This is a genomic window from Streptomyces sp. A01, from assembly GCF_059026195.1.
Genome location: NZ_JBWLKN010000002.1, coordinates 49,216 through 63,417, shown reverse-complemented (window position 1 = coordinate 63,417; position 14,202 = coordinate 49,216). Strand labels below are relative to the sequence as shown.

Sequence of the window (14,202 nt, the reverse complement as noted above, 5' to 3'; positions counted from 1 at the left end):
GACCCCAGGGCGTAACGGCTGGGACCGTCGGGGGACGACAGCGAACGGGGGAGATCACGATGGGCGAGCGGGACGACGACGCGCGCGTGGCGGGGCTGGCCGAGGTCATCGGAGAGGTCAGGGACGAACTGGAACGGGCTCAGCGCAGCGGCGCGGAGAGCGAACTGAGTTTCCTGGTGGAGCGGGTGAGCCTGGAGTTCGAGGTCCAGATCCGGCGGGAGGGCGCCGGCCGGGCGGCGCTGCGGATCGGCGTGATCACGGCGGGCGCGGGGGCCGCCGCGGCCAGGGAGACCACGCACCGCGTCCAGATCGAGCTGAAGCCGCACGGCAGGGAGAGCCCGCACTTCAGCGTGGGCGGGGACCGGCGGTAGCTGTTCTGTCCCGCGGGTTGGGCCGTGGTGGCTGTGCGAAGAGGTGTGCCCTGTCAGGGGCGCGGGGAACTGCGCGACCAGCCAGGACGCACCCGCGGTCCGCGACGCACGGACAGGGGCTGCCTCTGCCCGGCATGCCCCGCCGGGGGCAGTTCGCGCAGCGAAGGGGCGTGCCCTGTCAGGGGCGCGGGGAACTGCGCGACCAGCCACAACGCACCCGCAGCCCGCGAAGCACGAACAGGGGCACCCCCTCCCCGGCATGACCCGCCGCCACGGCCTAGCTCCTGGCCGGACCCGATTCCGCTTCCGCCAGGGCGTCGCGGCGCCCGCCGGGAAGCAGCCGCGCCAGTCGGTGGGAGCTACCGGCCGCGAGCGGGCCGAGCACGGCGAGGATCAGCACGTACCCCGCGATGAAGGGCGCCAGCCTGTCGTCCAGCCCCGCGCCCGCCGCCATCGTGGCCAGGATCAGCGCGAACTCGCCCCGGGCGAGCAGGGTGGTCGAGATGTTCGCCGCGGGGCCGGGACCGAACCCGTAGACGCGGGCGGCGACGAGCCCGGCCAGCACGTTCATGGCGAGGGTGACCGCGACGGCGGCCAGCACCGGCCACAGCACCGTCGGCAGGTCGCCCGGATCGATGGAGAGCCCGAAGGCGAAGAAGAAGATCGCGCCGAACGCGTCCCGCAGCGGATGCACCAGCTCCCGGATGCGGTCCCCGGAGGTCGTGGCGCCGAGCATCAGGCCGACCATGAAGGCGCCGATGGCGTCCGCGACACCGAACCACTCCGAGACCCCGGCGACGAACACAGCGGCGCCCAGGAAGGAGATGACCAGCAGCTCGTTGTCCTTGGTGGCGATGACCCCGCCGATGGCGCCGATGCCCCAGCGGGCCAGCGCGGCGAGCAGCAGCAGGAAGCCGAACGCCTTGCCCGCGTCCACGGCGGCCGAGGCCAGGTCGTCGGCGCCGGAGATCACCGGCTGGAGTGCGGCGAGGTAGAGAGCGAGGAAGACGTCCTCCACGACGATGATGCCGAGGATGGGCCTGGTCTCCGGATTGCCGATCCGGCCGAGGTCGACAAGGACCTTGGTGACGATCGCCGACGAGGAGATGCCCAGCACTCCCGCGAGGACCAGCGCCTCCGATGTGCCCCAGCCGAGCACGAAGCCGAAGGCGAGGCCCGCGCCGACATTCAGTGCGAGATAGGCCCCACCGGCCACGGCCATCGCGCGGCCACCGGTCTTGAGGTCGTCCATGTGGAATTCAAGGCCGAGGTAGAAGAGCAGCAGCACCAGACCGAGTGCGGACAGCATCTCCAGCTCGTGCGGGTCGTCGACGAGCACGAAGCCGGGCGTATGCGGGCCCAGCAAGATCCCGGCCAGGGTGAACAGGGGGATCGTGGGCAGCCCGATCCGGGCGCCGAGGCGGGCGAGCACGGCGGCGGCGAGAAACGCCCCGCCCATGGCGATGAGGGTGTCCGCGTGTCCGATAGCTCCTCCAGGGAGTTGGCCTGACGACTAGGTCAAGGGGGAGTCAAGAAATCGTCAGTAGTTAGTTTACCAAAGTGTTTTTGGGTGCTGGTGAAAGGGCTCCTCCGGTGCTCGTGAGACGCCTCGTGAGCCGGCCCCGTCGGAGCCCTCCGGGAGCCCTGCCGAGGGCTGACCCGCGTCCGGCTGTCGGGTTTTCCCCACCATGCATCGGGTAGCGGCCGTCATGGCTCCGACGCGCCTTCGCTCCGTACGTTCGAGGTGTTCGCACATCACACGTTTGGCGAAGGACGGGAACACCATGGGGCTGCGCAGCAGGCGTCGGGACAAGCGGACCGGTCAGGCCGCACCACCTGGCGCCCCGTACCCCGTCGGCGGCCCGTACCCCGTCGCCGACCCATACCCCGTCGGCGGCCCGGACAGCGGCCGCTACGGCACCGCCGACCGGTCCGCTCGTCCCGACGGCGCACCCGCCGCCGGATGGGACGCCGCCTCCTCCCACGGCGCGGCGGCCGCCCCGCCCGGGAACTGGGCCGTCGAACTGCGCGGGCTGCGCCGCCAGTACGGGCGCGGCTCCTCAGCCGTCCACGCGCTGCGGGGCATCGACCTCGCCCTGCCGCGCGGCAGCTTCACCGCCGTGATGGGCCCCTCCGGGTCCGGCAAGTCCACCTTCCTGCAATGCGCGGCCGGGCTCGACCGGCCGACCGCCGGTTGCGTACGACTCGGCGGCACCGAGATCACCGGCATGAAGGAGAACAAGCTCACCGAGCTGCGCCGCAGCCGCCTCGGCTTCGTCTTCCAGGCGTTCAACCTGCTGCCCTCGCTGACCGTCGAGCAGAACGTGCTGCTCCCGATGCGGCTCGCCGGGCAGCGCCCCGACCGCCACCGGGCCCGCGAGGTACTGGCCCAGGTCGGGCTCGACGGCCACACCAAGCGCCGCCCCGGCCAGCTCTCCGGCGGCCAGCAGCAGCGCGTCGCCATCGCCCGTGCCCTGATCACCCGGCCTGACGTGATCTTCGCCGACGAACCGACCGGAGCCCTGGACACCGGCACGGCGGGCGAGGTTCTGGCCCTCATGCGCGACGCCGTCGACCGCCTGTCCGCCACCGTCGTGATGGTCACCCACGACCCGTCCGCCGCCGGTTACGCCGACCGTGTCCTGTTCCTCGCCGAAGGCTCGATCGCCGACCAGATGGTCCGGCCCTCCGTCCAGCAGATCGCCGACCGGATGGCGGCGCTCACCGCCCGTACGAGCCCCATGCCGCACCTGCCTCCGCACTCCATGGCGGCCGGAGCTGCGGCATGAGAGCCCTCACCAACGGGCTGGCCCGCGCGGCCGTCCGCTTCAAACCCGCCTCCTTCGCCGGCACCTTCGTCGCGCTGATGATGGCCGCGATGATCGTCTCCGCCTGCGGCATCCTGCTGGAGACCGGTATACGGGCCTCCGTGCCACCGCAGCGCTACGCCGACGTCCCCGTGGTCGCCGCGGCCGACCAGCGCGCCCACCACTACACGGGCAGCGGCGAAGACCGCGAGGACGAGGGGGAGCTGGTGCCCGACCTGGCCCGCCTCGACGCCGCGCTCACCACGAAGCTCGCCGCCGTTCCCGGGGTCGCCGCGGCCATCCCCGACATCGGCTACCAGGTCCGTACGGAAACGGGCACCGCCACCGCGAACGGCTGGGGCTCGACCGCCTTCACCGGCACCCGGCTGGCGGACGGCGCCGAACCCCGCACCGCCGGGGACGTCGTGCTCGACCCCGCGACCGCCAAGGCCGGTGCCGCCCATGTCGGAGACCGGATCACCCTGACCACCTCCGACGGCGCCCGGCACTTCCGCGTCTCCGGCATCACCCGCCCGGCCCAGCGCCCCCAACCGGCGGCCCCCACCGTCTGGTTCACCGACACCCAGGCCATCCAGCTCTCCGGCCACCCCGGAAAGATCGACGCCATCGCCGTCCTCGCCAAGCCGGGCACCCCCACCGCCCGGCTCGCCGACCAGGTCAAGGAGGCCGTCGACAGCAAGGCCGACATCCACACCGGCGACGGCAGAGGCGAAGTGGAGCAGCCGGGCCTCGCCGAGGCCAAGGAACTCCTCATGGCCCTCGGCGGCTCCTTCGGCGGCATCGCCACCATGGTCGCCGTGTTCACGGCCTCGGGAACGGTCGCCCTCTGCGTGGGCCAGCGCCGCCGCGAGTTCGCCCTGCTGCGCGCCATCGGTGCCACCCCGCGCCAGCTGCGCCGGTCCGTCGCCACCGAGGCCCTGCTCGTCGCGCCGCTCGCCGGAGTGATCGGCTGCCTGCCCGGCGTCGCCCTGGCCGCCTGGTGGTTCGGGCAACTGCGGGACAAGAGCGCCATCCCCGCCTCCGTCGATCTCGCCGTCTCCTGGATTCCGCTGGTCAGCGCCGTCGGCGCGGGCCTGCTCACCTCACTGGTCGCCGGGCTGCTCGCGGCCCGCCGCCCCGCCCGGATCAAGCCGGGCCAGGCGCTGAGCGAGTCCGCCGTGGAACGCTTCAGCCCCGGCGTCATCCGCACCCTCCTCGGCGCGGGCGCCCTCGTCGGCGGCATCGTCCTCGCCGGAGTCGCGGCGAAGGAGACCGGAGAGGACGCGGCGAACGTCGCGCTCGGCGTCGTCATGGCGTTCATGGTCGCCGTCGGCCTGCTCGGGCCCCTCATCGCACGCGCCTGCGCTTGGCTCATCGGCCTGCCACTGCGCGCCGGAAACGCCGCGGCGAACCTCGCCGCCGCCAACGCCCGCGCCAACTCCCGCCGCCTGGCCTCGGCGATCACCCCGATCGTGCTGGCCATGGCCTTCGCGTCAACACTGGTGTTCATGCACACCAGCGAGGACCACGCGATGGCCGACCAGCGCCGCGCCGGGATCGTCGCCGACCACGTCATCTCGTCCTCGGACGGCCTGCCCGCCGACGCCACCGCCCGCGCCGCGCGCACGCCCGGCGTGGACACGGCGGTCGGCCTGCTGCGGACCGGCGTCCTGGTCCCCATGGGCTCCGGCGGCGGCAGCCGGCTGCAAAGCGCGTCGGCCCAGGGCGTCTCCGGCACCGGCAGCGACCTGCGCGCCGTCCAGGATCTCGACGTACGCGCCGGAGACCCGCACTCCATCGGCCGCCCCGGCACCGTGGCCATCGACTCCCTGCTGGCCGACTCCGCGGGCGTCGAGGTCGGCGACCGGCTCGTTCTGCGGCTGCCGGACGGCACCCGCGCCAAGCCGGAGATCGTCGCGACGTACGGACGCGGCCTGGGCATCTCCCAGCTCACCCTGCCCAGGTCCGCCCTCGCCGGTCATGTGTCGTCCGCCTTCGACAGCGACATCCTCATCAAGGACGCGGCAGGCGCACCGCCCGCCAAGGTCGCCGCGGCGCTGTCCCCCCTCGGTGACGTCACCGACCGCGACGGCTACGCGGCGGCCCAGGACAAGGACCGCGAGCTCAACGCCTGGGCCAACACCACCATGGCCGCCGTCCTCGGCGGCTTCGCCGCCATCGCTGCGGCCAACACGCTGGTCATGACCGTGCTCGACCGCCGCCGAGAACTGGCCACGCTGCGCCTGATCGGCTCCACCAGGCGGCAGATCCTCGGCATGGTCCGCTGGGAGGCCCTGCTGGTAGCGGCGGCGGGCCTGGTCCTGGGCACCGCCATCGCGCTGGCCACCCTGAACCCGATGACGCGCGGCATCACCGGCTCGGGCCCGCACATCCCGCCCGAGCTCTACGCGGCCTTCGCGGGCGCCACCCTCCTCCTCGGTGTCGTCTCCACCACGGTCCCCGCCCGCATGGCACTACGGGCCACCGGCCTTGGGGGAGCGGGTGAGAAGCAGTGACCGGGGGAGCACCCGGCGCGTGGAGCCGGGACACTGGCTGACGACACGACGTGAGACGGGTGCGCCACACCGGCGCCGCCCGACAGCGTGAAGACCAGCGGCCGCACGCGCCCGCGCGTGCCCGCTCGACCGGGAGAAGTGGATGTCTGTCCTGACGCTGCAGGAAGTCGAAGCACTGGCCCGCCGGGCCCACGCCTCCCAGAAGGACAAGGCGGGCAGCCCGTACACCGAACACCTCGCGGCGGTGGCGGACGGCGTACGGGCACGCGGCGGCACGGATGAGCAGATCGCGGCGGCCTGGCTGCACGACGCGATCGAGGACGACGTCCTCACCCGCGCATGGCTCGCGGACGCCCCGCTGACCCAGCACACCAAGGACTTGATCGACGCCATGACCAAGCGGCCGGGTGAACCGCTTGAGCAGTACACGGCCCACATCCTGGCCACCCCCGGAGCCCTCCTGATCAAGGAAGCCGACATAGCCCACAACGCGGACCCGTCCCGCCTGGCCAAACTGGCCCCGGAAACAAGGTCCCGCCTCACGGCGAAGTACACCCACCTCCGCCAACTCCTGACCCCACCCCCAGCCCCGTAGCGCGTATCCCGCCCCTCACCTGTCCTGTCCTCAAGCGCCGGACGGGCTGGGTGGATGGTGTCCTCAAGCGCCGGACGGCTGGTGTTGTCCTCAATCGCCGGACGGGCTGAAGTGCGAAGCCCGTCCAGCCCCATCAAGCCCGTCCGGCGTTTGAGGACACCCACGGCAACCACAGGGGACAACCACAGACCCACACCCGTCACCGAAAAGCGCCGGGCGCGCTCAGCCCTTGGCGTGGGCCCGGCGCCGCGCCTGCTCAGCCGGGTCCTTCCGGAACGCCCAGGCCATCTTCGGCTCCATGGCGAAGCGGAACATCCGCTGCACCGGCGGCGTGCACAGCGCTGTCACCACCACGGCGGCGATCACCGTGACGGCGATCTCCCCCAGCGGCTCGTGCAGCCACTCGTACGTGTCGAACCAGCCCCAGAAGCGCGACCCCTTGGCGAGGAAGCCATGCAGCAGGTACCCGTACAGCGTCCCCGCCCCCAGCACGGTGAACCACATCTTCCGCCTCGGCACCCAGGCGAAGAAGCACGTCACCAGCACCATCGAGCAGCCGAACATGGCCAGCGTCATGACCGGGCCCGTCCACGGCGGCGCGGCCAGTTCCTGGACGCTGTCGCGGTGGTAGAACCAGGCCGAGTTCATCCGGGGCCCGGCCCAGTAGGCGAAGGCGACCGCGCAGCCGAACACGGGGATCGCGGCCAGCCGCACCGAGTTGCGCCGCATCACATGGAAGTGCTCGCCCTTCATGCACAGGCCGATGACGAAGAACGGCATGAACTGCAGCACGCGCTGAAGGTCGAGGTCGTCGCCGATGTCGGGGGAGACGGAGGCGAGCGTCGCGATGGCCAGGGAGACCGGCACCGGCCAGCGGATGATCTTCCAGATCGGTGTGGTCAGCCGCCAGACGAAGAGCGCGGCGAGAAACCAGGTGAGGTACCAGGGGTCGAGCAGACTGAAGTCGTACGTCGGGTCGTCGTCCGCCCAGCGCTTGAAGAACGTGTAGGCGACCTCAAAGATCACGTACGGCACGGCGATGCCGGTGATCAGCCGCTTCAGCCGGTCCGGGCGCATGTCGAAGCTGCGGGAGAAGAAGCCCGAGATCAGGATGAAGGCCGGCATGTGGAAGCTGTACACCGTCATGTACAGCGCCTCGGCGGTGCGGCTGTGGTCGGTGAGGGGTTCCCACGTATGTCCCATCGCGACCAGCACGATGGCCAGGTACTTGGCGTTGTCGAAGAACGCGTCGCGCTGTTTCGGCTTGGCCCCGCCGACCGCCGGAGGCGGGGCCGCCGAGCGGTCCGGATGCTGATCGCGCGGTGACGAGCGGTGCTCGGGCGCCGTCTCCTGGGCCGGAGGGAGTGGGGCCCGCTGATAGCCGTGCGGATACAGGGAGTTCGTCATGGGCCCTCCCACCATGAGCAGGGGGAGGCGGTCCTGGATCTCACTGCGCGTACGTGGGGCATGGCAGCGTGGAACATCTGAGGCACCATAGCGGTCAAACCTGTATTGCGTAAAACCTTGCTGTGTTGTTCTCGTGGTGGTTCTCGTGCCGCATTGCCGATATCGCCGTTGCCCGCTTGCCGGTTGCTTGTTCGGTGGATCGGCAAAACGCTCCGCAGTCCCACCGTGTCGCCGTGTTCTGTCCGGTTTAGTCGGTTCTCATCCCGCTTAAACGGGGCATATGCCCCGCAGGGGACCCTGGTGGAATGTCTGCTTCATTGGCGCTTTGTCTGCCCGCGTCGGCACTCCTGCACCAGTGCTGAGGAAAAAATGCGGAATTCTCGTCGGCGATATGGGTGTAGGGGCCACCAGGGTAGGTGATCAAGCCGAATTCGAACGCCATCCCCGACGTGTCGCGTGACCGGTGTGCGGCTATTCATGCCCCGGGGCCCTGAGCGGGACCGTCTCCCGCGCGGGCGGGGGCGATCGCGTCCGCGGCTTCGGCGGCCCGGAGTGTGGCGCGCGCGACACGGGCAGTTGGTCAATGATTCGTCACCCGGCCCCAACCATCACCCACTTGGTGGCACGATGGTCGAGGCGGGGGCCTGCGAGGTCGTGTGTCCTCACCGGGCCGGAGAGACGTGTTGCGACCGAGGGCGAGGGATCAGTCGTGGTTATTTCCCTGTCTGTTGTGCTGCTTGTTGGCATTATTCTGGTGTTTATATTCAGAGCAGGGAAGATCAAGGCCGGTCCGGCGCTTGTCGCCATCCTCTTCGGCTTCCTCCTTGCCTCCACGGATGCGTCGCCCGACATCCAGGAGTTCCTCGACAATGTCGCGGAAGGCATCAGCGACATCAGCTTCTGACCCGGCACAGCCTCTGGCCTGCGGGAACCGTCTCCTGCGGGCCGGAGGCGGTGCTGAGCCGAGAGATACGCGCACGGCTTGAGTCGCGGGGCCCGAGAGGCGAGGCCCACCCTCACGGGCGCCGCGTCAGCCGCTTTCCCGCGCGCGGCCCGCCCTGCCGCGCCGCCATGCCGGTCACGCGAACGGCGCCATCTGGCGAAAGCGAGAACAGCGGCGGCAGTGAGCCGAAAACACGAACGGCCCGGTGCCGGGAAGAATCCCGGCACCGGGCCGTTCGGTCGGTCGGAGTCCCGGTCGGGGTCTCCGGCCGAGTCGTCCATCGGTGTCAGTCACGCTGTGGAGCGGGCGACGGGAATCGAACCCGCGTAGCCAGTTTGGAAGACTGGGGCTCTACCATTGAGCTACGCCCGCATGCGCCGCCGGTCGTAGAAAAACCGGCCGTACGAGCCCTGTCTGGCCCGGCCGTGGCACGAGAAGCATCGTAGCGGGTCGGCCGCGTGCTCCGCACACCCCGGCCTGCCGCCGGGATAACCGGCAGCCATCCGTCCGCTAGCCATGTACCCTACGTCTCGCACCGACGGGGTGTGGCGCAGCTTGGTAGCGCGTCCGCTTTGGGAGCGGAAGGTCGTCGGTTCGAATCCGGCCACCCCGACCAGCACGATCCAGTCCAGTTCACGTCGCCCGGCCGAGCATGGCTCGGGTACCGGGCGGCGTACCCCGGTGGGCATGATCCCGTTAGGGCGCTGCGCATGCTTGCGGTTACTATGCAGGCTGCGTACCTGTGTCTGTGATGACGGGAATACGGGGCGCGATCCGCAGATTCTCTGCAGAACCTCAGCAGCAGAAACCCCAAGAAGTCAGCCCCAAGGAGACCGAACCGTGAAGAGCGCCGTGGAGACCCTGAACCCGACTCGGGTTCGGCTCACTGTCGAGGTGCCCTTCGAGGAGCTCAAGGCCAGCCTCGACGCGGCGTACAAGAAGATCAACCAGCAGGTCACGGTGGCGGGTTTCCGCAAGGGCAAGATTCCGGCCCGCGTCATCGACCAGCGGTTCGGTCGTGGCGCCGTGCTGGAGGAGGCCGTCAACGACGCGCTCCCGAAGTTCTACACCGAAGCGGTCAACGAGGGTGAGCTGAACGTCCTCGGCCAGCCCGAGGTGGACATCACCGAGCTGAAGGACGGCGAGCTGCTGGCCTTCACCGCCGAGGTGGACATCCGCCCGGAGATCGAGATCCCGGACTACTCCGGCATCGAGGTCACCGTCGACGCCGTCGAGGTCTCGGAAGAGGACGTGGACGCGGCGGTCGAGCAGCTGCGCGACCGCTTCGCGACCACCTCCGTCGTCGAGCGTGCCGCCGCCGAGGGTGACACCGTCACCGTCGACCTGGAGGCCAAGGTCGACGGCGAGGTGCTGGAGGACGGCGTCGCCCAGGGCGTGTCGTACACCATCGGCTCCGGCCAGCTGCTCGACGGCATCGACGAGGCCGTCACCGGTCTTGAGGCCGGTGGCACCGCGACCTTCGCCTCCGAGCTCAAGGGCGGTTCCGCCGAGGGCAAGGAGGCCGAGGTCAAGGTCGACGTGAGCGAGGTCAAGTCCCGCGAACTGCCCGACCTGGACGACGACTTCGCCCAGCTCGCGAGCGAGTTCGACACCCTTGACGAGCTGCGCGCCGACAGCCGCAAGCGCCTTGAGCAGTCGAAGAAGTACGAGCAGGCCACCCAGGCCCAGGAGAAGGTGCTCGACGCCCTCCTGGAGCTGGCCGAGGTCCCGATCCCGGAGAAGCTGCTCCAGGACGAGATCGAGACCCGCAAGCACAACCTGGTCAACCACCAGCTCGGCCAGATGGGCCTCGACCTCGCGAAGTACCTGGAGATCCAGGGCAAGACCGAGGAAGAGTTCGACGCCGAGACCAAGGAGCAGGCCGAGAAGGGCATCAAGACGCAGTTCATCCTCGATGAGCTCGTCAACAAGGAGAAGCTGTCGGTCGGCCAGGAGGAGCTCACCGAGCACCTCATGCGCCGTGCGCAGTCCTCCGGCATGAGCCCGGACCAGTTCGCCCAGGCCGTCGTCGAGGGTGGCCAGGTGCCGATGCTCGTCGGCGAGGTCGCCCGCGGCAAGGCGCTCGCCGTCGTCGTCGAGGCCGCCAAGGTCACCGACAGCAACGGTGAGGTCGTCGACCTGGAGGACGAAGAGGACGAGACCGCCGAGACGGTCGAGGCCACCGCCGAGGCGGGCGCCGAGTCCGCCGAGGCCGCTGAGGACACCACCGCCGAGGCCGCCGACACCGAGAAGGCGGCTGAGAAGTCGGAGGAGAAGACCGAGGGCTGATCCTCGGCCTGACCCCGCGCGCACGGGCCCGGACGCACTCGCGTCCGGGCCCGTCGCCGTTGGGAAGCGAGTCGCCCGCGCCCGCGGGGCCGGGCCCCCGGCGGCCCGCCGCGCCGCCCGCCCGGCGCGCCGGGAAGGGCACGCGCCAGGCCGCCGCGCCGACCGCTGACCGCACGGAACCGGCCGCGCCGTGGCACGAGGGACCCTGGCGGGCCCGTAGCGGCCCGTACGGGCACGGGGACGACTCACCGGCGTGCGGGAGGTCCCCGCGCCCCCGCGAGCGCTCGTGGGGCCGCTCAGGGCCCCGGAGCCTGCGCTCACAGCGAACAGTTACTGATGCGGGATGGTGTTGCCCCACCTGCGCGTTAGGGTCCGTAAGTACGAGGGCAGGGGAGTCCCTGAAACGCGCCGGGCGAGTCCTGGCGGCGTCGAATCCCACGCCCGCACGAAGACGCTGAGACGGCTCGCGGCCGTCGAATCAACGAGCAGGTGGATACGTGACGAATCTGATGCCTTCCGCCGCCGGCGAGCCGACCGTCGGTGGCGGCCTCGGCGACCAGGTCTACAACCGGTTGCTCGGGGAGCGGATCATCTTCCTCGGCCAGCCGGTCGACGACGACATCGCCAACAAGATCACCGCGCAGCTGCTCCTGCTCGCTGCGGAGCCTGACAAGGACATCAACCTCTACATCAACAGCCCCGGCGGCTCGATCTCCGCGGGCATGGCGATCTACGACACCATGCAGTTCATCAAGAACGACGTGGTCACCATCGCCATGGGCCTCGCCGCGTCGATGGGACAGTTCCTGCTGAGCGCGGGCACCCCGGGCAAGCGGTTCGCGCTGCCGAACGCCGAAATCCTGATCCACCAGCCCTCCGCGGGCCTGGCGGGCTCGGCCTCGGACATCAAGATCCACGCCGAGCGGCTGCTGCACACCAAGAAGCGGATGGCGGAGCTGACCGCCTTCCACACCGGCCAGACCGTCGAGCAGGTCACGCGCGACTCCGACCGCGACCGCTGGTTCTCCGCCGAGGAGGCCAAGGCCTACGGCCTGATCGACGATGTCATGTCTTCCGCCACGGACGTTCCGGGCGGCGGCGGCACCGGGGCCTGACGCCCCCGAGCTTCCTCACCCAGCCCACCGAACGCCATCAGGATGGTGAACACGCAGATGAACAACAACGTCGGCAGTGGCCTCTACCAGGGCCCGGTCGCCGAGTCCAGGTATGTGATCCCGCGCTTCGTGGAGCGCACCTCGCAGGGCGTGCGCGAGTACGACCCCTACGCGAAGCTCTTCGAGGAGCGGGTCATCTTCCTCGGCGTCCAGATCGATGACGCCTCCGCCAACGACGTCATGGCGCAGCTGCTGTGCCTGGAGTCGATGGACCCCGACCGTGACATCTCGATCTACATCAACTCGCCCGGCGGCTCGTTCACCGCGCTGACGGCCATCTACGACACGATGCAGTTCGTGAAGCCCGACATCCAGACGGTCTGCATGGGCCAGGCGGCCTCCGCCGCCGCCGTGCTGCTCGCCGCCGGTACGGCCGGTAAGCGGATGGCGCTGCCGAACGCCCGGATTCTGATCCACCAGCCGTACAGCGAGACCGGCCGCGGCCAGGTCTCCGACCTGGAGATCGCGGCCAACGAGATCCTGCGGATGCGGTCGCAGTTGGAGGAGATGCTGGCCAAGCACTCCACCACACCGATCGAGAAGATCCGCGACGACATCGAGCGGGACAAGATCCTCACCGCCGAGGAGGCGCTGGCGTACGGTCTGATCGACCAGATCGTCTCGACGCGCAAGACATCCGTCGGCATGGGGTGACCTACCTTTGATGGGGCCCCCTTGGACTGAGTCGGTCCAAGGGGGGCCCGCACGGGGGTCCCGGCAAGGTACCGTCGATAGGCAAGCACCCGGGTCCGTGGAACAGGACGGATCCCAGGCGAAGGGGAAGCACCTCGTGGCACGCATCGGTGACGGCGGCGACCTGCTCAAGTGCTCGTTCTGCGGAAAGAGCCAGAAGCAGGTGAAGAAGCTCATCGCAGGCCCCGGTGTGTACATCTGCGACGAGTGCATCGATCTCTGCAACGAGATCATTGAGGAGGAGCTCGCTGAGACCTCCGAGGTGCGCTGGGAGGAACTTCCCAAGCCCCGCGAGATCTACGAGTTCCTTGAGGGATACGTCGTCGGCCAGGAGCCCGCCAAGAAGGCGCTGTCCGTGGCCGTCTACAACCACTACAAGCGGGTCCAGGCAGGCGAGGCGGCGGGCAACCGCGACGACGGCATCGAATTGTCGAAGTCCAACATCCTGCTGCTCGGCCCGACGGGCTCCGGCAAGACCCTGCTGGCCCAGACCCTGGCCCGGATGCTCAACGTCCCGTTCGCCATCGCCGACGCCACCGCCCTCACCGAGGCGGGCTATGTCGGCGAGGACGTCGAGAACATCCTGCTCAAGCTGATCCAGGCCGCCGACTACGACGTCAAAAAGGCCGAGACCGGCATCATCTACATCGATGAGATCGACAAGGTCGCCCGCAAGAGCGAGAACCCGTCGATCACCCGCGACGTCTCCGGCGAGGGCGTCCAGCAGGCGCTGCTGAAGATCCTGGAAGGCACGACGGCCTCGGTGCCGCCGCAGGGCGGGCGCAAGCACCCGCACCAGGAGTTCATCCAGATCGACACGACCAACGTGCTCTTCATCGTGGGCGGCGCGTTCGCCGGCCTTGAGAAGATCATCGAGTCCCGCGCGGGCGCCAAGGGCATCGGCTTCGGGGCCACCATCCGCTCCAAGCGGGAGATCGAGGCGAGCGACCAGTTCCAGGAGGTCATGCCGGAGGACCTGGTGAAGTTCGGGATGATCCCCGAGTTCATCGGCCGCCTCCCGGTCATCACCTCGGTCCACAACCTCGACCGCGAGGCCCTGCTCCAGATCCTCGTCGAGCCGCGGAACGCGCTCGTCAAGCAGTACGAGCGGCTGTTCGAACTCGACGGCGTGGAGCTGGAGTTCGACCGCCCGGCCCTTGAGGCCATCGCCGACCAGGCGATCCTGCGCGGTACCGGCGCGCGTGGCCTGCGGGCCATCATGGAAGAGGTCCTGCAGTCGGTGATGTACGAGGTGCCGTCCCGCAAGGACGTGGCCCGCGTCGTCATCACCGAAGAGGTCGTCCACTCCAACGTGAACCCGACCCTGGTCCCGCGCGAGCCGCGCATCGTCGGCAAGGACGACCGGCACGAGAAGAGCGCGTAGCCGCGTCAGCACGCCACACAGC

11 protein-coding genes and 2 tRNA genes are annotated in these 14,202 nt (G+C 69.8%); 10 read left to right on the top strand and 3 right to left on the bottom strand.

The window, feature by feature from the left end:
• The first annotated feature begins 59 nt into the window (after nucleotides 1-59).
• Entirely contained in the window at nucleotides 60-371 is a 312-nt protein-coding gene (locus AC5P1B_RS02780) for a trypco2 family protein (protein WP_493884543.1), read from the top strand.
• A 277-nt stretch (nucleotides 372-648) separates the two neighbouring features.
• Here the strand turns inward: AC5P1B_RS02780 and AC5P1B_RS02775 are convergent, their stop codons facing one another.
• Nucleotides 649-1,830 carry a cation:proton antiporter gene (locus tag AC5P1B_RS02775; protein WP_493884542.1) on the bottom strand — a complete coding sequence of 394 codons (1,182 nt, stop codon included), beginning with the start codon at nucleotides 1,828-1,830 and terminating at the stop codon, nucleotides 649-651.
• Nucleotides 1,831-2,134: 304 nt separating this feature from the next.
• Between AC5P1B_RS02775 and AC5P1B_RS02770 the strand changes: the two genes are divergently transcribed.
• The 3 genes from AC5P1B_RS02770 (at nucleotide 2,135) to AC5P1B_RS02760 (ending at nucleotide 6,289) form a co-directional block, all read left to right on the top strand.
• Nucleotides 2,135-3,160 (top strand): ABC transporter ATP-binding protein, encoded by a 1,026-nt coding sequence (locus AC5P1B_RS02770; RefSeq protein ID WP_493884541.1) that lies wholly within the window; start codon nucleotides 2,135-2,137, stop codon nucleotides 3,158-3,160.
• On the top strand, nucleotides 3,157-5,694 hold the full coding sequence (locus tag AC5P1B_RS02765) for an FtsX-like permease family protein (protein WP_493884540.1): 2,538 nt from the start codon (nucleotides 3,157-3,159) through the stop codon (nucleotides 5,692-5,694). The genes AC5P1B_RS02770 and AC5P1B_RS02765 overlap by 4 nt, the downstream gene beginning before the upstream one ends.
• A 142-nt stretch (nucleotides 5,695-5,836) precedes the next feature.
• Nucleotides 5,837-6,289: an HD domain-containing protein gene (locus tag AC5P1B_RS02760; RefSeq protein ID WP_493884539.1), complete on the top strand. Its 453-nt coding sequence runs from the start codon at nucleotides 5,837-5,839 to the stop codon at nucleotides 6,287-6,289.
• Between the two features lie 222 nt (nucleotides 6,290-6,511).
• On the opposite strand, the gene AC5P1B_RS02755 is transcribed toward AC5P1B_RS02760, so the two are convergent.
• Nucleotides 6,512-7,696, bottom strand: a complete 1,185-nt coding sequence (locus AC5P1B_RS02755) for an acyltransferase family protein (protein WP_493884538.1) — start codon at nucleotides 7,694-7,696, stop codon at nucleotides 6,512-6,514.
• Nucleotides 7,697-8,405: 709 nt separating this feature from the next.
• Between AC5P1B_RS02755 and AC5P1B_RS02750 the strand changes: the two genes are divergently transcribed.
• Nucleotides 8,406-8,600 carry a hypothetical protein gene (locus tag AC5P1B_RS02750; RefSeq protein ID WP_493884537.1) on the top strand — a complete coding sequence of 65 codons (195 nt, stop codon included), beginning with the start codon at nucleotides 8,406-8,408 and terminating at the stop codon, nucleotides 8,598-8,600.
• Nucleotides 8,601-8,937: 337 nt separating this feature from the next.
• Here AC5P1B_RS02750 and AC5P1B_RS02745 read toward each other — a convergent pair.
• Nucleotides 8,938-9,011, bottom strand: a tRNA-Gly gene (locus AC5P1B_RS02745).
• A gap of 167 nt (nucleotides 9,012-9,178) precedes the next feature.
• On the opposite strand from AC5P1B_RS02745, the gene AC5P1B_RS02740 reads away from it, so the two are divergent.
• From AC5P1B_RS02740 to clpX, 5 genes are all read left to right on the top strand, one after another.
• Nucleotides 9,179-9,255, top strand: a tRNA-Pro gene (locus tag AC5P1B_RS02740).
• 224 nt (nucleotides 9,256-9,479) lie between these two features.
• Nucleotides 9,480-10,928, top strand: a complete 1,449-nt coding sequence (gene tig / locus AC5P1B_RS02735) for a trigger factor (protein WP_493884536.1) — start codon at nucleotides 9,480-9,482, stop codon at nucleotides 10,926-10,928.
• Between the two features lie 509 nt (nucleotides 10,929-11,437).
• On the top strand, nucleotides 11,438-12,043 hold the full coding sequence (locus AC5P1B_RS02730) for an ATP-dependent Clp protease proteolytic subunit (protein WP_493884835.1): 606 nt from the start codon (nucleotides 11,438-11,440) through the stop codon (nucleotides 12,041-12,043).
• 57 nt (nucleotides 12,044-12,100) lie between these two features.
• Complete coding sequence (locus AC5P1B_RS02725) at nucleotides 12,101-12,757, top strand: ATP-dependent Clp protease proteolytic subunit (RefSeq protein ID WP_493884834.1); 657 nt, start codon at nucleotides 12,101-12,103, stop codon at nucleotides 12,755-12,757.
• 136 nt (nucleotides 12,758-12,893) lie between these two features.
• A complete protein-coding gene (gene clpX / locus AC5P1B_RS02720; RefSeq protein ID WP_493884535.1) occupies nucleotides 12,894-14,180 on the top strand; it encodes an ATP-dependent Clp protease ATP-binding subunit ClpX in 1,287 nt (428 codons plus the stop codon).
• Nucleotides 14,181-14,202 lie beyond the last annotated feature (22 nt).